Origin of the sequence: Musicola keenii (genome assembly GCF_014855505.1) — a bacterium.
In the GTDB taxonomy this organism is placed as follows: Bacteria; Pseudomonadota; Gammaproteobacteria; order Enterobacterales; family Enterobacteriaceae; genus Musicola; species Musicola paradisiaca.
This window is the reverse complement of the sequence record NZ_JAAWVW010000020.1, coordinates 37,378-56,001: the sequence shown is the minus strand read 5'-3', so window position 1 is coordinate 56,001 and position 18,624 is coordinate 37,378. Positions and strand designations below refer to the sequence as shown.

18 protein-coding genes are annotated in these 18,624 nt (G+C 58.2%); 13 read left to right on the top strand and 5 right to left on the bottom strand.

Going from position 1 to position 18,624, the window contains the following annotated elements:
• Window positions 1–32: 32 nt before the first annotated feature.
• Window positions 33–740, bottom strand: coding sequence for a UTRA domain-containing protein (locus HEP82_RS17010; RefSeq protein WP_192459171.1), 708 nt, complete (start codon window positions 738–740; stop codon window positions 33–35).
• Between the two features lie 205 nt (window positions 741–945).
• Here HEP82_RS17010 and HEP82_RS17005 point away from each other — a divergent pair, with 205 nt between their 5' ends.
• From HEP82_RS17005 to HEP82_RS16980, 6 genes are read left to right on the top strand one after another with little or no spacing between them, the layout of a single operon-like run.
• Entirely contained in the window at window positions 946–1,998 is a 1,053-nt protein-coding gene (locus tag HEP82_RS17005) for an ABC transporter substrate-binding protein (protein WP_192459180.1), read from the top strand.
• A gap of 19 nt (window positions 1,999–2,017) precedes the next feature.
• The gene (locus HEP82_RS17000; RefSeq protein ID WP_192459170.1) at window positions 2,018–2,842 is read left to right on the top strand and encodes an alkaline phosphatase family protein; all 825 of its coding nucleotides are present in this window, start codon (window positions 2,018–2,020) and stop codon (window positions 2,840–2,842) included.
• Window positions 2,839–3,681 (top strand): ABC transporter permease, encoded by an 843-nt coding sequence (locus HEP82_RS16995; RefSeq protein WP_192459169.1) that lies wholly within the window; start codon window positions 2,839–2,841, stop codon window positions 3,679–3,681. The genes HEP82_RS17000 and HEP82_RS16995 overlap by 4 nt, the downstream gene beginning before the upstream one ends.
• A gap of 35 nt (window positions 3,682–3,716) precedes the next feature.
• Window positions 3,717–4,502: an ABC transporter permease gene (locus tag HEP82_RS16990; protein ID WP_012764379.1), complete on the top strand. Its 786-nt coding sequence runs from the start codon at window positions 3,717–3,719 to the stop codon at window positions 4,500–4,502.
• A 1-nt stretch (window position 4,503) separates the two neighbouring features.
• Window positions 4,504–5,496, top strand: a complete 993-nt coding sequence (locus HEP82_RS16985; RefSeq protein ID WP_192459168.1) for an ABC transporter ATP-binding protein — start codon at window positions 4,504–4,506, stop codon at window positions 5,494–5,496.
• Window positions 5,497–5,517: 21 nt separating this feature from the next.
• Window positions 5,518–7,230 (top strand): Na/Pi cotransporter family protein, encoded by a 1,713-nt coding sequence (locus HEP82_RS16980; protein ID WP_192459167.1) that lies wholly within the window; start codon window positions 5,518–5,520, stop codon window positions 7,228–7,230.
• Here HEP82_RS16980 and HEP82_RS16975 read toward each other — a convergent pair.
• Entirely contained in the window at window positions 7,166–8,086 is a 921-nt protein-coding gene (locus HEP82_RS16975; RefSeq protein WP_192459166.1) for a LysR family transcriptional regulator, read from the bottom strand. The genes HEP82_RS16980 and HEP82_RS16975 overlap by 65 nt on opposite strands.
• Window positions 8,087–8,200: 114 nt before the next feature.
• Between HEP82_RS16975 and lysA the strand changes: the two genes are divergently transcribed.
• Window positions 8,201–9,463: a diaminopimelate decarboxylase gene (lysA, locus tag HEP82_RS16970; RefSeq protein ID WP_192459165.1), complete on the top strand. Its 1,263-nt coding sequence runs from the start codon at window positions 8,201–8,203 to the stop codon at window positions 9,461–9,463.
• 17 nt (window positions 9,464–9,480) lie between these two features.
• Here lysA and HEP82_RS16965 read toward each other — a convergent pair whose 3' ends face one another.
• Entirely contained in the window at window positions 9,481–10,494 is a 1,014-nt protein-coding gene (locus HEP82_RS16965) for a LacI family DNA-binding transcriptional regulator (protein WP_192459164.1), read from the bottom strand.
• Between the two features lie 411 nt (window positions 10,495–10,905).
• Window positions 10,906–11,232: a PTS lactose/cellobiose transporter subunit IIA gene (locus tag HEP82_RS16960; protein WP_012764385.1), complete on the bottom strand. Its 327-nt coding sequence runs from the start codon at window positions 11,230–11,232 to the stop codon at window positions 10,906–10,908.
• 235 nt (window positions 11,233–11,467) lie between these two features.
• Here HEP82_RS16960 and HEP82_RS16955 point away from each other — a divergent pair, with 235 nt between their 5' ends.
• The 5 genes from HEP82_RS16955 to HEP82_RS16935 all read left to right on the top strand — a co-directional run bounded on the left by HEP82_RS16955 (window position 11,468) and on the right by HEP82_RS16935 (window position 16,031).
• A complete protein-coding gene (locus tag HEP82_RS16955; protein WP_192459163.1) occupies window positions 11,468–12,808 on the top strand; it encodes a PTS sugar transporter subunit IIC in 1,341 nt (446 codons plus the stop codon).
• A 133-nt stretch (window positions 12,809–12,941) separates the two neighbouring features.
• Window positions 12,942–14,378 carry a glycoside hydrolase family 1 protein gene (locus HEP82_RS16950; protein ID WP_192459162.1) on the top strand — a complete coding sequence of 479 codons (1,437 nt, stop codon included), beginning with the start codon at window positions 12,942–12,944 and terminating at the stop codon, window positions 14,376–14,378.
• A gap of 8 nt (window positions 14,379–14,386) precedes the next feature.
• The gene (locus tag HEP82_RS16945; RefSeq protein WP_192459161.1) at window positions 14,387–14,704 is read left to right on the top strand and encodes a PTS sugar transporter subunit IIB; all 318 of its coding nucleotides are present in this window, start codon (window positions 14,387–14,389) and stop codon (window positions 14,702–14,704) included.
• Between the two features lie 85 nt (window positions 14,705–14,789).
• Window positions 14,790–15,557, top strand: coding sequence for an FCD domain-containing protein (locus HEP82_RS16940; protein WP_012764389.1), 768 nt, complete (start codon window positions 14,790–14,792; stop codon window positions 15,555–15,557).
• Window positions 15,558–15,560: 3 nt separating this feature from the next.
• Complete coding sequence (locus tag HEP82_RS16935; RefSeq protein WP_192459160.1) at window positions 15,561–16,031, top strand: GNAT family N-acetyltransferase; 471 nt, start codon at window positions 15,561–15,563, stop codon at window positions 16,029–16,031.
• A gap of 10 nt (window positions 16,032–16,041) precedes the next feature.
• On the opposite strand, the gene galR is transcribed toward HEP82_RS16935, so the two are convergent.
• Entirely contained in the window at window positions 16,042–17,088 is a 1,047-nt protein-coding gene (gene galR, locus HEP82_RS16930) for an HTH-type transcriptional regulator GalR (protein ID WP_192459159.1), read from the bottom strand.
• A gap of 634 nt (window positions 17,089–17,722) precedes the next feature.
• Here galR and licT point away from each other — a divergent pair.
• The gene (gene licT, locus HEP82_RS16925) at window positions 17,723–18,568 is read left to right on the top strand and encodes a BglG family transcription antiterminator LicT (RefSeq protein WP_192459158.1); all 846 of its coding nucleotides are present in this window, start codon (window positions 17,723–17,725) and stop codon (window positions 18,566–18,568) included.
• The last annotated feature ends 56 nt before the right edge of the window (window positions 18,569–18,624 follow it).

The window sequence follows — 18,624 nt, the reverse complement described above, 5'->3', positions numbered from 1 at the left end:
GCCGGTTTTGGGGAGAGCGTCATGGTTTCGATTCAAGCCTCCACATCCACATACAGCGCATCATAACGCCAGTATTCGCAGTCACAATCGATGATGCGATCGTACTGATCGCGGTTGATACGGGTAATGAACAGCGCCGGGCTGCCGGGCGCCAGCTTCAGTACCGGCGCGGCGACGACGGGCAACGGGGTGGGCAGCATAGTAAAACGCACTCGCCCGTAGCGAATGCCGTATTGCGACAGGTAGTAATTGGTGAGCGACTGGGTGAGGTCGCCATTCAGCAGATCCGGAAAATAGGCCGGATTGAGATAGTGCTCCACATACAACACCGCACGCCCATCAAGGCGACGCAGACGGCGGATGCAATAAATTTCCGTCCCTTCTTCCAGCTCCAGGTGGCGGGCAATGGCGGCGCTGGCCGGCATCTCGCCCGCGTCCAGCACGTCGGTCTGCGCCTGACGCCCCTGCTTTTCCGCCATTTCATGAAAGTGACTTCTGTGCAGCGGATTATAGCTAAGCCGCGGCGGCGAGATGAACCAGCCGCGCCGCAGTTCGCGGTAGATGATGCCCTGGGACTCCATCAACGTCAGAGCTTCGCGCAGGGTAATGCGTGTGGTGGAAAACTGCTCGCTGAGCGTCCGCTCGGACGGCAGGCGGCCGCTGGCGAACTCGCCCTGACGAATCCGTGCCGTTAATGCATCGCCAATCTGGGTGATGGCGGTGGTGGGGTGTTTTGTCATCGCCTAAAAGCCTTAACCTAGTGCAGCCTGCACCATAGCAGGGATTTTTGATCGGGAGAACCCGTTGCCTGCGTGGGATGACCTGCGGCTGAAACGCCGCTGTCACAACGCTGACATAAAAACTTCATCGCCGTGTGATGAATTGGCTTGGTTATTGCTGGACTAGACCAGAATAGCGAACATTTTCTCAATCTGGAGCATGATGATGAAAAAATTGTTGTCTTCCGTGTTAATCAGCAGTGCGCTGTTTTCCTCTGTAACCCTGGCGCAGGATGTGGCCGCGCTGGAGAAAGCCGCCCGCGCCGAGGGCGAAGTGAACAGCGTCGGGATGCCGGACAGCTGGGCCAACTGGAAAGATACCTGGAGTGACCTTGCCGCCAAATACGGCCTGAAACACAGCGACACGGATATGTCTTCGGCACAGGAAATCGCTAAGTTTGCTGCCGAAAAAGAGAACGCCAGCGCCGATATCGGCGATGTGGGGATCGCCTTCGGCCCGATCGCGGTACAGAAAGGCGTCACTCAACCTTACAAACCCACCACCTGGGATCAGGTGCCGGATTGGGCGAAGGACAAGGATGGCCACTGGGCGTTGGCCTATACCGGCTCCATCGCTTTCATCATCGATAAACAGCAGGTGAAAGAGATCCCGCACAGCTGGGCCGATCTACTGAAAGGCAAGTATGTGGTCACTATCGGCGACGTCGGCGCGGCGTCTCAGGCTTCCACCGGCGTACTGGCCGCCAACTACGCGCTGGGCGGCGATGAAAAGAACCTGAAACCGGCGCTGGCGTTTTTCGGCAAATTGGCGAAGGAAGGGCGTCTGGGGCTGACCAACCCGGCTATCGCCAATATCGAAAAAGGGGAAGTACAGGTGGGCGTGGTCTGGGATTTCAACGGCCTGAACTACCGCGACAAAATCAACAAAGATCGCTTTGAAGTGCTGATCCCGTCCGATGGCTCGGTGATTTCTGGCTACACCACCATCATCAACCAATACGCTAAGCATCCGAACGCCGCCAAACTGGCGCGCGAGTACATCTTCTCCGACGCTGGTCAGATCAACCTGGCGCGCGGTTACGCCCGCCCGATCCGCGCACAGCACATTACGTTGCCGGATGACGTGAAAGCCAAACTGCTGCCGGAAGCCCAGTACAAGAGCGCCCGTCCGATTGCCGACGGCGAAGCCTGGGACAAGACCGTCAAGACGCTGCCGCGTCTGTGGCAGGAAAACGTCATTATCAACATGAAGCAGTAATTGCGGTCTGGAGTGCGGGATGAAAACGATTTTGGTCGTGCTGGATGGCCTCTCGTTCCAGGTGGGGCGTGAGGCGATGGGTTATCTGCAGGCGGAATGTGCTGCCGAACGCGGGCAACTTTATCAGTTAGAGTGCGAGCTGCCGTCGCTGTCGCGCCCGTTGTATGAGTGCATACTCACCGGCATTACTCCGGTGCGAAGCGGCATTGTGCACAACGGCGTTGCCCGGCTGAGCCGCGAGCGCAGTATTTTCCACTATGCCCGCGACGCCGGGTTGACCACTGCGGCGGCGGCCTACCATTGGGTCAGCGAGCTGTACAACCGCACGCCGTTCGACGCCGCGCGGGATCGCCACACGGCCGAGCCGGCGCTGCCCATTCAATTTGGCCACTTCTACCATGACGACAGCTATCCCGACTCCCATCTGTTCGAAGATGCAGAAAGCCTGCGGCTGCGCCATCAGCCGGACTTTCTGCTGATTCACCCGATGAACATCGACGACGCCGGCCACCGCCATGGCCTGTCCACGCCGCAGTATCGCAATCGGGCGCGCATGGCAGACGGTTATCTTTCCCACTGGATGCCGCGCTGGCTGGAAGAGGGGTATCAGGTGCTGGTGACGTCCGATCACGGCATGAACGACGACCGTACCCACGGCGGTATTCTGCCGGAAGAACGACAGGTACCGCTGTATGTGTTCGGTTGTGGTTTTTCGCTGCGGTCGGACGCCAACCCGCAGCAGACTGAACTGTGCGGCACAGTGTGCCAACTGCTGGGGGCGAAACACGATAAACCTTGGTGCCGGGCGTTGCTGAACGGTGCCGGGATGGAGGTTGAGGCGTGAGAAAAAGCTGGCTGGCGGCATTGATTCTGCTGCCATTCTTTGTGGTGTTCTTCGCGTTCCAGATAGCGCCGCTGCTCTGGATTGCGGTCAACAGTTTTTACAGCGAAACCGAGAGCGCTTGGGGGCTGGCGAATTATGTCGATATTCTGACCTCGCCGTTTTACCTGCAAGCGATCCGTTTCTCGCTGGATATTGCTTTCTGGTCCAGCTTGTACGGCCTGATCATCGCGCTCGTCGGCGGCTATTCGCTGCGTCAATTGGGTGATGGCGGCGTGCAGCGTTTCGTGATGGCGTTTTCCAACATGACCAGTAATTTCGCCGGGGTGCCGCTGGCGTTCGCCTTTGTAATCATGTTGGGTTTGAACGGTTTTCTTACCTTGTTGCTGAAGCGTTATGGGCTGATTGACGGTTTCAACCTGTATTCGCGGGACGGCCTGATTCTGATTTACACCTATTTCCAGATCCCGCTGGGCATCCTGCTGCTCTATCCGGCTTTCGGCGGCCTGCGCGACGAGTGGCAAGAGTCGGCGGCGCTGCTGGGCGCCAGTCGTTGGCGTTATTGGCTGCATATCGGCATTCCGGTGCTGATGCCGGCGCTGCTGGGCACCTTCGTGATCCTGCTGGCCAACGCGCTGGGGGCGTATGCCACCCTCTACGCGCTGACCACCGGTAACTTCAACGTGGTGCCGATCCGCATTGCGGCGCTGGTTTCCGGCGATATCTCGCTTGATCCCAATCTGGGCAGCGCGCTTTCCATGCTGCTGGTGCTGTTGATGGCGCTGATCACCCTAGTGCACCAGTGGCTGTTGCGTCGGAGTTATACCTATGTCGCACGATAACCTGTCGCTTGCTAACCGCCTGACCGGAGGGCGCCATGTCCCGTTTTGAACAACGTTACCACCAGATGGTGGTCTGGCTGGTGCTGCTGATTCTGATGTTGCCGCTGCTCGCCACGCTGGGCTACGCGCTGGCCACCGAGTGGGGCGCTACCATTCTGCCGCGTGGCTTGACGTTGCGCTGGTTTCTGGAACTGTGGCGCGATCCGCGCTTTTTGGTCTCCCTCGGCCACTCGATGCTGATCTGCTTCGGCGCGCTGCTGTTTTCGCTGCTATTGGTACTGCCCGCCATGTTCGTTATCGCCTGGGCGTTCCCACGGCTGGATGCGCTGATGAACGTATTGATCCTGCTGCCATTTTCCGTGCCGCCGGTGGTCTCTTCCGTTGGGTTGCTGCAAATGTACGCCTCCGGCCCGGTGGCGATCACCGGAACACCGTGGATCCTGATCGGCTGCTATTTCACCATCGCGCTGCCGTTCATTTATCGCGCCATCGCCAACAACATGCAGGCGATCAATTTGCAGGAACTGCTGGATGCCGCCCACCTGCTGGGGGCCAGCACCTGGCGGGCGGCGTGGCTGGTGGTGCTGCCCAACTTGCGTCAGGGCGTGATGATCGCGGTGTTGTTGTCGTTCTCGTTCCTGATCGGCGAGTTCGTCTTCGCCAATCTGCTGGCGGGCACCAACTATGAAACGCTACAGGTCTACCTCTATAACAAACGCAACGATAGCGGGCACTTTACCAGCGCGCTGGTGATCTCCTATTTCCTGGTGGTGTTGCTCGTCACCTGGTTGTCCAATTACCTGAACCGAGGGAAACGCTGATATGGCCTACCTTGACGTCAAAAATCTCAATAAACATTACGGGCCGACCCGGGTTTTTCACGATATCCATTTTTCAGCGGACGAAGGGGAGTTCGTCACCCTGCTGGGGCCAAGTGGTTGCGGTAAGTCCACACTGTTGCGCTGTCTGGCGGGGCTGACGTCGGTGGACAGCGGGCAAATCCTGTTGCAGGGCACCGACATCGTGCCGCTGTCGCCGCAGAAGCGCGATATCGGCATGGTGTTCCAGAACTACGCGCTGTTTCCCAACATGACGGTGGAGGGCAACGTGGCATTCGGTCTGAAGATGCAAAAACGGGGGGCGGAGGCGGTTCGTCAGCGTGTCGCCGAGGCGCTGGCGCTGGTGGAGTTGGGGGAATACGCCCGTCGTTATCCGCACCAACTGTCCGGCGGGCAGTGTCAGCGCGTGGCGCTGGCGCGTTCGCTCGTGACGCGCCCACGCCTGCTGCTGCTTGATGAGCCGTTGTCGGCGCTGGATGCCCGCATCCGCCGGCATCTGCGTGAGCAGATTCGCCGCATTCAGCAGGAACTGAATCTGACGGCGATATTCGTCACCCACGATCAGGAAGAAGCACTGACCATGTCGGACCGTATCGTCCTGATGAACAAAGGCGAAATCGTACAGAACGGCGATGCCGAAGCGCTCTACACCCAGCCCGCCAACCTGTTTGCGGCCAGTTTTATCGGCAGTTACAACCTGTTGAGCCCGGAAGAGGCGATGCGCCTGACCGGTGAGCGTTATGCCGGGCAAGTGGCGTTGCGGCCGGAGTCGATTCTGCTGTGCGCGCCGGAGCAGGGGATGCCGGGCCAGGTGCTCAGCCATAGCCTGCTGGGAAACGTGGTGCGTTACCGGGTGCGGGTGAACGGTATCGAACTGTCGGTGGATGAGCTTAACCGATCGGTCGCGGGCCTGTACCCGGACGGCGGCAGCGTCGGTGTGCAGATTGACGCGAGTGTGCTGCGCGAAGTGGCCTGATCGGCGAGGGAGGTGAACCGGATGTTGACGCTGCTTAACCTGCTTTCCGCCGTGGCGTTGCTGGTATGGGGCACCCATATTGTACGCAGCGGCATCATGCGTGTGTTCGGCGCGTCGCTACGGCGGGTATTGGGGCATGGCATGGCGCAGCGGTGGCTGGCGTTTTTGTCCGGCGTCGGCGTCACCGCACTGGTTCAGAGCAGCAATGCCACTACCCTGCTGGTGACGTCGTTCGTCGCCCAGAATCTGGTGGGGCTTTCGTCGGCGTTGGTGGCGATTTTAGGCGCAGACGTCGGTACTGCGCTGATGGCGCGCCTACTGACCTTCGATCTTTCCTGGCTATCGCCGTTGTTGCTGGTGGTCGGCGTCAGCCTGTTTCTCGGTCGCAAGACCAGCCGCGCCGGGCAGTTGGGGCGGGTCGGCATCGGCCTGGGGCTGATTTTGCTGGCGCTGCAACTGATTGTCGCGGCCACGCACCCCATCACGCAGGCTGCCGGGGTCAAGGTACTGTTCTCGTCCTTGACCGGCGACGTCATGCTGGATGCGTTGCTGGGCGCGCTGTTTGCGGTGATCGGCTATTCCAGTTTGGCGGCGGTGCTGCTGACCGCCACACTGACCGCGTCCGGTGTGATTTCCTTTCAGGTGGCGTTGTGCCTGGTGGTCGGCGCTAACCTCGGCAGCGGGCTGCTGGCGATGATCAACAGCAGCGCCATGAATGAAGCTGCGCGCCGGGTGGCGTTGGGCGGGTTGTTGTTCAAACTGGCGGGGAGCCTGCTGGTGCTGCCGTGGATCCCGACGCTGGCGAATCGATTGGCGGAGCTTCCGCTATCAGCAGAAGATCTGACGATCTTTTTCCATCTGTTCTACAACCTGCTGCGCTGCCTGCTGATGCTGCCGTTTGTCGGCCCGATGGCCCGGTTATGCCAGCGGCTGATCGCCGATGCGCCGCCGCAGGAAGGCGGCATGAAACCGCGTCATCTGGATGCCGGCGTACTGGACAGCCCGTCGCTGGCGCTGGTCAATGCGGTGCGCGAGACGCTGCGCATGGGCGATGTGCTGGAGCAGATGCTGCATCACTTTGGGCTTCTGATCCATGGCGCGGGGCGCGAAGAAAAGGCGGTGCGCCGCCTCGATGACGACGTGGATGTGCTCTACAACGCCATCAAACTCTATCTGGCTCGTATGCCGAAAGATGATCTGTCAGCGGTGGACTCCCGTCGCTGGGCGGAAGTGATAGAAACCGCGCTCAACCTTGAACAGGCGGGAGATGTCATCGAACGGATGAGCGGTGATGTGGCGGGAAAATCGGTGGCCGCCCGCCGCGAGTTTTCGCCGCAGGGACGTAAAGAGCTGGAGACCCTGCTGACGCAATTGCACGAACAACTGCGGTTGTCGCTGTCGGTGTTTTTGTCGCGGGATGTGGAGAGCGCGCGTCTGCTGCGCCGCGCCAAGCACCGCTTCAACCTGCGTACCCGACGTTACGCCTATGCCCACGTAGAGCGGCTGCATCAGCGTAACCCGCAAAGCATGGAAACCAGTTCGCTACACCTGGAACTGCTGGGGGATATGCGGCGGCTCAACTCGCTGTTTTGCGCGTTGGCTTACAGTGTGCTGGAATCGCAGGGCGAGGCGCCGTCCCCGGAGGACGCCGTCACGCCGCCGGCAATGACTAAGCCAGACACTGTTGCAGACGGGCAGGAAATGCCGCCGCGAACTGCGCCAGCTGCTCGGTGAACCGTTCGACCAGCGATGACGCCGGGCGATGCAGCGGGCGGATCAGGCTGACGGTGAACGGGACATCGACACTCAAGCGTCGAACGACCACGCCGTCGCCGGCATAATCCACCGCGGTCAATGGGTTGACGATCGACACGCCTACCCCGGCGCGCACCATGGCGCAGACTGACGCGGCGCTGTGGGTTTCCACCACCATGCGCCGGGCGACCCGACGTTCCTGAAACAGATGATCCAGCAACTGTCGGTAACTATCGGCGCTGGAGAGGCTGATAAACGGCTGGTCGCGAAAATCCTCCGGCGTCAGCGTCTGCTTGCCCGCCAGCGGGTGTCCTGTCGGCAATACGCACACTTCATTGAGCTGCATCAGCGTCTGCCGTTCGGTGCCGGCCGGCGTGGTGATGGTTTCGGTCAGCCCCAGATCGTGGCGTTGGGCGGACAGCCACTCCTCCAGCAGCGGCGACTCCTGCGGGACAATATGCAGATTCAACGAAGGGTAATTTTCCAATAACGGTCGGCAGACCGCCGGTAGCAGCGACTGGGAGAACACCGGCAGGCAGGCGATGGAGAACTGGGCCTGACGGTAGTGGCGGATGTCTTCCGCCGCGTTGACGATGCGATCCAGCCCATAATAGGAACGCTGTACTTCTTCAAACAGCAGCAACCCCTGGGCGGTAGGATGAAGGCGACCGCGCACGCGCTCGAACAACGGGATCTGTACCTGATGTTCGAAACGCGCCAACTCCCGGCTGACGGTGGGTTGCGAGGTGTTAAGCAGGCTGGCGGCTTCCGTCAGGTTGCCGGTGGTCATCACCGCGTGAAAAATCTCAATGTGGCGCAGGGAGACGGCGGTCATAGGCGGTTCATTCCATATCAAAAATGAATAGAGTCTGCGAAAAAGGATATTGGAATTATAGTCTGCGGGCCAGCACAATGCCGACATCTTAATTAATGTCCCGGTAATCTCTCCATGCCACACGATCTGAATGACCTTTCCCATGCGTTGAACGCGCAAAGCCTGCGGGCGTTGCCGGCGGAGTTTGGCTGCCCGGTGTGGGCTTACGATGCGCAAACCATCATTGACCGTATCGAACAGCTGCGTCAGTTCGATACCATCCGTTTCGCCCAAAAGGCCTGTTCCAATATCCATATTCTGCGGCTGATGCGTCAGCAGGGCGTGAAGGTGGATTCGGTCTCTCTGGGGGAGATCGAGCGTGCACTGGCGGCCGGATTCGTGCCGGGTAGCGCCGACCATGAGATCGTGTTTACCGCCGATGTGCTGGATCGCGCCACGTTGCAGCGCGTGCATGAGCTGAATATCCCGGTCAACGCCGGTTCGGTGGATATGCTGAGCCAGCTCGGTGCGGCGTCGCCGGGCCATGCAGTGTGGCTGCGCGTCAACCCAGGTTTCGGTCATGGCCATAGCCAGAAGACCAACACCGGCGGCGAAAACAGCAAACACGGCATCTGGTATGCCGATTTGCCGCTGGCGCTGGCGGAAATCCAGCGTTATCAGCTGAAACTGGTGGGCATTCACATGCATATCGGTTCCGGCGTGGACTATGGCCATTTGGAGCAGGTGTGCGACGCGATGGTGAACCAGGTGATTGCCTTCGGGCAGGATCTGGCGGCGATTTCCGCCGGTGGTGGGCTGTCTATCCCGTATCACCACGGCGGCGAGCGTATTGATACCCGCCACTATTACGGGCTGTGGCATCAGGCGCGGGAACGTATCGCCGCTCATCTGGGCCATGCGGTGACGCTGGAAATCGAACCGGGGCGTTTTCTGGTGGCGGAATCCGGCGTGCTGGTGGCGGAAGTACGGGCGGTGAAAGACATGGGCAACCGTCATTTTGTGCTGGTAGACGCCGGGTTTAACGACCTGATGCGCCCGGCGATGTACGGCAGTTACCACCATATTACGCTGCTGGCCGGCGATGGCCGCGACCTGACGACGGCCGCGCGTCGCGATACGGTGGTCGCCGGCCCGCTGTGCGAATCCGGCGACGTGTTTACCCAGCAGGCGGGCGGCGGCGTGGAAACCCTTGCGCTGCCGGACGCCCGCGTCGGCGACTATCTGGTGTTTCATGATACCGGCGCCTACGGCGCGTCGATGTCTTCTAACTACAACAGCCGTCCGCTGCTGCCGGAAGTGTTGTTCGAACAGGGCAAACCGCGCCTGATCCGTCGTCGCCAAACGCTCGACGAACTGCTGGCGCTGGAACGGTTGTAAGCCTGAGCATGCCCGTCCTAGCGGCGGGCATAAGGCCCCGGGACTACCGAGTCGCGCAGTTTCAGTTCGCCGATGAACGGTTTGATGGGGCCTGCCGGTACTTCTTCCACCAGTTTCAGCGCCTGCGTAATCGCGGCGCTGATCATCTCTTCAATCGGCAGATAGACCGTGGACAACGACGGCGTCAGGTAGGCGGCGCTCGGTTCATCGTCGAAACCGAACAGTGAAACATCCTGCGGCAGCCGTTTCCCGGCTTCGGTCAACGCTTTCATGGCGCCGATGCACATATCGTCATTGCAGGAAAACAGCGCGCTGAACGTGACGCCGTTCGCCAGCAGTTCACGGGCGGCACGGTAGCCGCCGGAGATCAGACTGTCGCCGTTGGCGACGCGCTGTGGTTCATACGGAATGCGATGCTCGTCCAGCGCCTGCTGGTACCCTGCCAACCGCGCTTGCGCGGTGGGGGTGCTGGCAGGCCCGGTAATGCAGGCGATATCGCGGTGCCCTTGTGCGATCAGATAGACCACTACCTGATAGGCCGCCTGCTGCTGTTCAAAGTAGACGCAACGTTCCCGCGCCATCGGCAACTGGCGATTTAGCACGATCAGCGGGACAGTGGCGTGTTCCAGCAACGTCATCAGTGCGGCGTCGGACATGTAACGGGTATAGAGCACGATGGCGTCGCAGCGGCGGTCGATCAGTAACTGTACGGCTTGCTGCTCGTCCTCCGGGGTGTCGTGACCGTCGGTGACGATCAGGTGTTTGCCGCTGGCTTCGGTACGCTCCGCCGCCCGGCGCAACAGCCGGCCGAAGTAGGGGCCGTCAAAGTTGGATACCACCAGCCCCAGACTGTTTGAACTGCGGTGCGCCAGCGAACGCGCCAGAAAGTTGGGGCGGTAGCCCAGTTCCGACATGGCGCGAAATACCGCCTCCCGCGTGCTTTGCCGCACTTGTCCGGTGCCGTTCAGCACTCGCGATACCGTGGCTTTGGAAACCCTGGCATGTTTGGCTACATCAAGCATGGTAATCATGGATAGCCACCCGTTTGATTGGTTGAGATGGCCGGGCGTGCCGTGATGCGCTAGGCCCGGCTAATGCCTGTCAGTTAACCCCCGGCGCCGGCAGGCGACCGTAAGAGTAAGGCCACATAGCGGGAGCTTCTCCCCGTGCGTCCCCGATGCGAGCGCATTTAACTGAATGACATTATAGATATGGCATCATTTTACCATAGCGTGTTCGGGCATGGCCTGCCGCTTGCATAAGACTGAGCGGGTGAGCATGTATCACGGCGCTGATGTGGATCAACCTGGCCCTGAGCCTGAACAGGAAAAGGGCAGCAAGGGGACGAGACGGTGAGCGTTTTTTCATCTTTGCCCGCGGAGCCTGTTTGCTGCGGACAATATGACGGTGGCTGCCGCGTTGCTTCCGGATTGTCGGTGCGGTCAGGCGTTTGGGCGCTGAAACAGCTCCCGACGCAGCAGGATGAGCTCTTCTGCCAAATCGCGACATAGCATGGCGGTCATCAAGTGATCCTGAGCGTGCACCATAATCAGGTTGACCGGCACTTTGCCTTCGCCCTCATCCAAACCGATCAGTTGGGTTTGGATCTTGTGCGCATTGCGGGCCGCATCCTGCGAGGCGCCGAGTAGCTCATCCGCCTGTTGCCACTCCTGCTGACGGGCGGCCTGAATGGCCATCATCGCGTTGGATCGCGCTTCGCCGGCGTTGATCAGCAGTTCCATGACCGTCTGCTCCATATCAATTTCCATCTCACTCTCCTCTTGGTATGCCAAAAATCACGTTTTAGATACTATTGGAATTCCAATAATGGCATGTGAGAACAATGTCACAGAAAAATAACCGCCTTGTTCTTATTTTTGGTATGCCAAACGCGAGAGCGCTGAACCTGCTGTCCATACTTCCGCGCGTAACGGCCACTACGGGAGCTGCGGCTCCTGATAACAACAACCCCTGAACACACAGGTACATCAAAGAGGTGGAGTTATGTCATTCAAGGACCAGGCAATCGATGCATTAGGATCGTTTGCCAACCGATTCAATAGCCTGAGATACATCATGGCGATCAAGGCATCATTCATTACCCTGATGCCGGTGATCATCGTCGGCGCTTTCTCCGTGCTGATCTCCAACATGGTGCTTGATCCTAAAAACGGTCTGGCAAGTTTTGCCCTGTTTTCGTTTCTGGCGCCGCTCAAGCCCATCATGGGCAGTATTAACTATGCCACGCTGAATTTTCTGACCATTGGCGCCGTTTTTTTGATCGGGATCGAATTAGGGCGCATTAACGGGGCGCGCAGCCTGTTTCCGGGGTTGCTGGCGATCATCTGTTTTGTTTCGGTAAACCCGACCACCATCGACATGGTGATCAACGGCCAGACCCTGCCGGTGAAGGATGTGCTGGCGCGGCAGTTCACCGATACCAAGAGCCTGTTCCTCGGCATGTTCATCGCCATTATTTCGGTGGAGATTTACTCCAAACTGGAATCGATGGATCGACTGCGCATCAAAATGCCGGACAGCGTGCCGCCTAATGTCTCCGCTTCCTTCTCTGCGCTGATCCCGGCGATCATCACCGTTACGCTGGTGGCGACCTTTGGTTTTACCTTCCAGAAAGTCACCGGTATGTACTTGTACGACGCCATTTACATGGTGGTGCAGCAGCCGCTGGAAGCGGTGGTGCAGAGCCTGCCGGGCTTACTGGTACTGATGTTTGTGGCGCAGCTGTTCTGGGTCATCGGCATTCACGGCAACCAGATGATCAAACCGATCCGCGAGCCGCTGCTGTTGGGCGCCATCGCGGTCAATATGACGGCGTTCGAGCAGGGGCACGATATCCCCAATATCATCACCATGCCGTTCTGGGATGTGTACATGAGCATCGGCGGTTCCGGGCTGACCATCGGCCTGCTGCTGGCGGTGATGATTGCCTCCAAACGCCGGGAGATGAAAGAGATCGCCAAGATTTCCTTCGGCCCGTGCATTTTCAACATCAATGAACCGGTGATTTTCGGGATGCCGATCATGCTGAACCCGATTCTGGCGATCCCGTTCATCATCACGCCGTTAGTGACCGGCACCATCGGCTACATCGCCACCAGCATGGGGTTTGCCGGCAAAGCGGTGGTGATGGTGCCCTGGACCACGCCGCCGTTGATCAACGCCTGGCTGTCGACCGCCGGCTCGATGGGCGCAGTGGCGACGCAGGTGGTGTGCATCATTACCGCGACGTTGATCTATCTGCCCTTCGTCAAGGTCGCATCGCGCCGTGCTGAACAGGCGCAGCGCGATGCCGAGGCCGAAGCGGCAACCACGGCGGCACGGTGATATCGCTCACGCCGGGGGCGAGGAACCCCGGCGTGACGGCGTATCTGATTTATGGCGCTGGGTTCCGCCGGCCGCGGGTGGGGCTGAACGGAGCCGGGTGTCATCGACTGGCATGATTCAGAGGGAGACAGGCATGAGTAAGGTATCGATAGCCCTTCCGGAAGGGTTCATTCTGGGGGCGGCGGCGTCCGCCTGGCAGACCGAAGGGTGGTCGGGTAAAAAAACGGGGCAGGATTCCTACCTGGATCTGTGGTACCAGCGTGACCGGCAGGTCTGGCATGACGGCTACGGCCCGGCGGTGGCCACCGATTTCTACAACCGCTACCGCGAAGATGTGGCGCTGATGAAACAGGTGGGGCTCACGCATTACCGCACGTCTATCAACTGGTCGCGCTTCATGCTCGACTACGAGAACGGCGTGGTGGACGAAGAGTATGCCGGTTACATCGATAATCTGATCGATGAGATGCTGCGTCAGGGGATAGAGCCGATGCTGTGCCTTGAGCATTACGAACTGCCGGCGGTGCTGTTCGAGAAGTATCAGGGCTGGTCGTCCAAGCAGGTGGTGGAGTGGTTTGTACAGTATGCGGCGGCGGTATTCGCGCGTTATGCGGGCCGGGTTAAACGCTGGTTCACGTTTAACGAGCCGATCGTGGTGCAGACCCGCGTTTATCTGGATGCGGTACGCTACCCCTATGAGCAGAACACCCATACCTGGATGCAGTGGAATCACCATAAGAATCTGGCGACGGCAAAAGTGGTGCAATTGTTCCGCGAGCAAGGCTATCACCGCCACGGCGGTAGCATCGGGGTGATCCTAAACCCGGAAGTGACCTATCCCCGCTCCAGCGCACCGCACGATGTGGACGCGGCGCGTATTTATGATCTGTTTTACAACCGGGTATTTTTGGATCCGGCCATTAAGGGCGAGTACCCGCCGGAGCTGGTGGCGTTGCTGGAAAAACACCAAGTCCGCTGGGACTACACCGATGAAGAACTGACGATCATCCGCAACAATACCGTCGACGAAGTGGGCATTAATCTGTACTACCCGCACCGGGTTAAGGCGCCCAGCCGCGCATGGAACAGCGCCACGCCATTCCACCCTGCCTACTATTATGAACACTTTGAACTGCCCGGCCGCCGCATGAACAAATCGCGCGGTTGGGAGATTAACCCGCGCATCATTTACGACATGGCGCAGCGCATCAAGCAGGAGTACGGCAATATCCCTTGGTTTGTGGCCGAAAACGGGATGGGCATCGAAAACGAAAGCCAGTTCAAAGACGCCGACGGCGTGGTACAGGATGATTACCGTATCGCCTTCATCGCCGAACATTTGTACTGGACGTTGCGGGCGCGGCAGGAAGGGGCCAACTGTCAGGGCTATATGCTGTGGGCCTTTACCGATAACGTTTCTCCGATGAATGCGTTCAAAAACCGTTACGGATTGATTGAGATCGATCTGGAGCATGACCGGCAGCGACGGCCGAAAAAATCGGCGGATTGGTTCCGCCGGGTGCGCGATGCCGGTGTACTGGAATTTGAACGGGATGATGAAAATAAATAGGGGGCAACATGAAACGGATTGTACTGGCCTGCTCGGCAGGGATGTCCACGTCTCTGGTGGTGACAAAGATGGAGAAGGAGGCGGCAGCCCGCGGGCTGGAATACCAGATTTACGCTATTCCCGAACAGAACCTGCGTGATGAACTGCAAACCTTTGGCAACGATATCATTGCGGTGCTGCTCGGGCCGCAGGTGCGCTTCAAACTGGCGGAAAACAAGAAACTGACGGATGCGTACCATGTACCCATCGCGGTGATCGATGCCACGGCTTACGGCACGTTAAATGGTGCCAAGGTACTCGATCAGGCGCTGAGTTTGGTAAACTGACGCGCTGCAACTGTCGGGGGCGCGGGCTGACCGTCGCTCCCGACGGGGTGCGCTGTTCAATTTCTCAGCCGTTCAGGGTGGCATCGTGGCGAAGGACGTAGTTCTGCAAGAAAGAAAGCAATATCAGGAGATTGGTGGCGACCTGAGGACGAAAATCCAGATGGGGGAATACCCCGTGGGGTCGAGATTGCCTCCGGAGCGTAATATCGCCGAAACATACGGTGTTAGCCGTACCATTGTGCGTGAAGCACTGTTGATGTTGGAACTGGAGGGAACCGTAGATATCCGTCAGGGATCGGGGGTTTATGTCTTGCGTGTCCCGACGGCGGAGGATGCGTTGCCGAGCGCCACCAACCGTATCGGCGCGTTCGAAATGCTACAGGCGCGTCAATTGCTGGAAAGCAACATTGCCGCCTTTGCCGCCCGGATGGCGACCCGTCAGGATATTGAAAAACTGCGCCATACGCTGGAGCTGGAGCAGGCGGCCATCGCCGCCAACGACTATCGCAGCGACTTCGACAAAATCTTTCATCTCCAGATTGCCGGCGCCACGCAAAACCAAATGCTGCTGGAGACGGTGGGCAATATCTGGAGCTGCCGTGATGAAAGCCCCATCTGGCAGCAGCTTTACAGCCATGTGGGCACCCACGGCTACCGGTTGAAATGGCTGGCGGATCATCAGGCTATTCTGGCGGCGCTGCGTCGCCGCGATGTCACCGGTTCCTGGCAGTCGATGTGGCAACATCTGGAAAACGTCAAAAATACGCTGATGGAAATCTCCGATGCCGATGCGCCGGAGTTTGATGGCTATCTTTTTGATTCTGTTCCTATTTTTCAAGGTAAGTTAGTGTAGAACATGGCAACGATAGGTTTCCTGGCGGACTATCCGCAGTTTGAGCAGCCGGTGACGGACTGGTTATGGCAGGCGTTTGGCGACGGACTGAGCCGGGATTTCTTCGCCAGTGTGGTGCATCACAGCATGGACAAAAAGGCGCTGCCGTTGACGTTTGTCGCGCTGGAGGCCGGCCAACTGGTGGGTACCGTCGGGTTGTGGCGCTGCGATCTGATCAGCCGTCAGGATCTGACCCCTTGGCTGGCGGCGCTGTATGTGGATGAGGCCTGGCGCGATCGCGGGTTAGGCCGCGAATTACAGCGTTTTGTGTTGGAATACAGCCGCAATGCCGGTTTTGACGACCTCTACCTGTACGCCACGTTTAGCGGTTACTACGAACAACACGGCTGGCGCTATATCGGCGATGCGCCGGAGTACCCGGATAAAACGGTGCGTATCTACCACCAGCCATTGACGTCTGTCGTCAACAACTGACGGCCTGGGTTTATTCCTGTTCAGGTGCCCCTTGTGGTTGGTCGTCATGCAGTAGCGTCGAACGCCCTGCAACCGAATGCCTGCGTACCAGCGTTGGGTGGAACAGGTTGATGGGGTTATCCATTGGCGTGTTGTTAGCCAGTGCCAGCGCCATTTGAGCCGCCTGTGTCGCCATGGTGGCGATGGGGTAGCGGATGGTGGTCAGTCTTGGGCGGAGGTAGCGCGACAGCAGTACATCGTCGAACCCTATCAGGGAAATGTCCCGCGGCACGTCGATGCCGTTGTCGCTGAGCACGGCCAGCGCGCCTGCCGCCATGGGGTCGTTATAGCAGGCGACGGCGGTCAGCGGCCGACCTCGCACCAGCAGTTCCGTCATCGCTTCTTCACCGCCGGTTTCATCCGGTTCGCCGTAGGCTATCAGCTGTTCATCCAAGGCAATATTGTGCTCGGCCAGTGCGTCCCGATACCCTTGCAGCCGGTCGCTGGCGTCGGAGATCGGGTGGTTCGAGCAGAGAAAGCCGATATGGCGATGGCCCTGACGAATCAGATGACAAGTCGCCAGCCAGGCGCCGTAGCGGTCGTCCAGCGCCACGCAGCGCGCTTCGTATCCCGGCAGAATACGGTTGATCAGCACCATGCCGGGGGTCTGCGCCATCAGTTGCGCCAGCTCTTCATCCGGCAGCGTTTTAGCGTGCACCACCAACGCCGCACAGCGGTGACGCAGCAACTGCTCGATAGCCTGCCGCTCTTTGTGCGCCACATGGTAGCCGTTGCCGATCAACAGAAAATTGCCGGTGCGATAGGCTTCCTGCTCCACCGCCTTGACCATACTGCCGAAAAAAGGGTCGGAGACATCCGCCACCACCAGCCCCAGCGTTTCGGTGGACTGCTGGGCCAGTGCCCGCGCGTTGGCGTTCGGGTGGTACTGCAACTGCTGCATGGCCTGTTGCACGGCGCGGCGCGCCTGCTCACTGGCTTTGGGCGAGTCATTGATGACGCGCGATACGGTTGCCACTGACACCCCTGCCAGTCGGGCAACGTCCTTGATGGTCGGCATTGATTTTTTCCGTTGTTATAAGTGTTGGCGGCCTTTCCTGACGCTGCGTCAGTACAGGGATACCGCCTGATCTCTGGTGTTCAGGCCAAGTGTTACGAAATTGGCCGTCGGCCGCAAGAGAGCACGATCGCAACTTAGGGTGAGAGTGGATGCAGTCGCACGGTGGAGCAGGGCGACGTCTAGCGCTGCAAGATGATTTACCAGGTTATTACTTGAGAATTGAAAATTTTACAGTTGGTTGCACTTCGCAGAGTTATCTTTCGATTATGTCCTCGTGATTGAGTGCGACTGTCTTTAGAGTAACAAGTCCCAGAGGTATTGATGGGTGACAAATCGATGTGTTCTTCACATTGAACCATTCAAATTGCACCAACCTACGCGGATGCGTAGGTTTTTTTTGCCTGTATTTTATCGCGGTCAAAAAATAATACGCTGGTCACAAATAATAAAGAAATCAGCGTGTCGATGTCGGCGCAGATTGACGCAAAAAATAGCGGATGATAATTTCCTGTTATTGCATAAGGCTTGTTACCGTTCGGCGGGCAAAACTTAAATGCAGCAACAATGTTCCATCAAATGATGGTTTAATTGGCTGTATTTAAGTTTTGCCCGTTTTGTTTTCAGGAGAAATGCGATGAGGATAACTCAGGTCCTGAATAATAATGTAGTCAGCGTCATTGATAATCAGGGGCAGGAGCTTATCTTAACCGGTTGCGGATTAGGTTTTCATTCTCATACCGGCGAAGAGGTGGACGATTCCCGGATTGAAAAAATATTCCGTCTGCAGGATGACGCAATCTCAGCCCGATTTAAAGATCTGGTGCATGAAGTACCGTTGGCGGTATTACAATTAACCGACGATATTGTGGAATTGGCCCGACGGACACTGCAACAACGGCTCAGCGAAGGGATTTATGTCACGCTGGCCGATCATCTGACATTCGCCCTGAACTGCCAGCGCGACGGCACGGTCATCCGTAACCCGCTGCACTGGGAGGTACGCCGTTTCTACCGGCAGGAATATGCGGTGGCAGCCCAGGCGCTGGCGCTGATTGCCGAGAAACTGCACGTTAGCCTGCCGGAAGATGAGGCGTGCAGCATTGCGCTGCATATCGTGAATGCCGAACTGAATGACGATATCGGCAATATGAGGCAGATTACGCAATTAATTTATCAGGTGCAGAACATCGTAAAATATTATTTTCAGGTGTCGTTGGATGAAAATAGCAGTAATTATCATCGGTTCATTACCCACCTGAAATTTTTTGCCCAGCGCGTTGTGGAAGGAATGACGCTGGAAAATGATGATGGCGATCTCTTTACCATGGTGCAACAGCGTTATCAAAAAACGCTCGGGTGTGTGGAAGCCATCAGCATATTTATTAACAACCATTATCATCATGTCATGAGTAATTCGGAGAAACTCTATCTGACCATTCATATCGATAATATTATTCATCGTTTACATCATTCCGAATAGGCTTGTTACTGTTCAATCAGGCAAACCCCAGAGGAAATAAGGCGCCGTGCTAATTA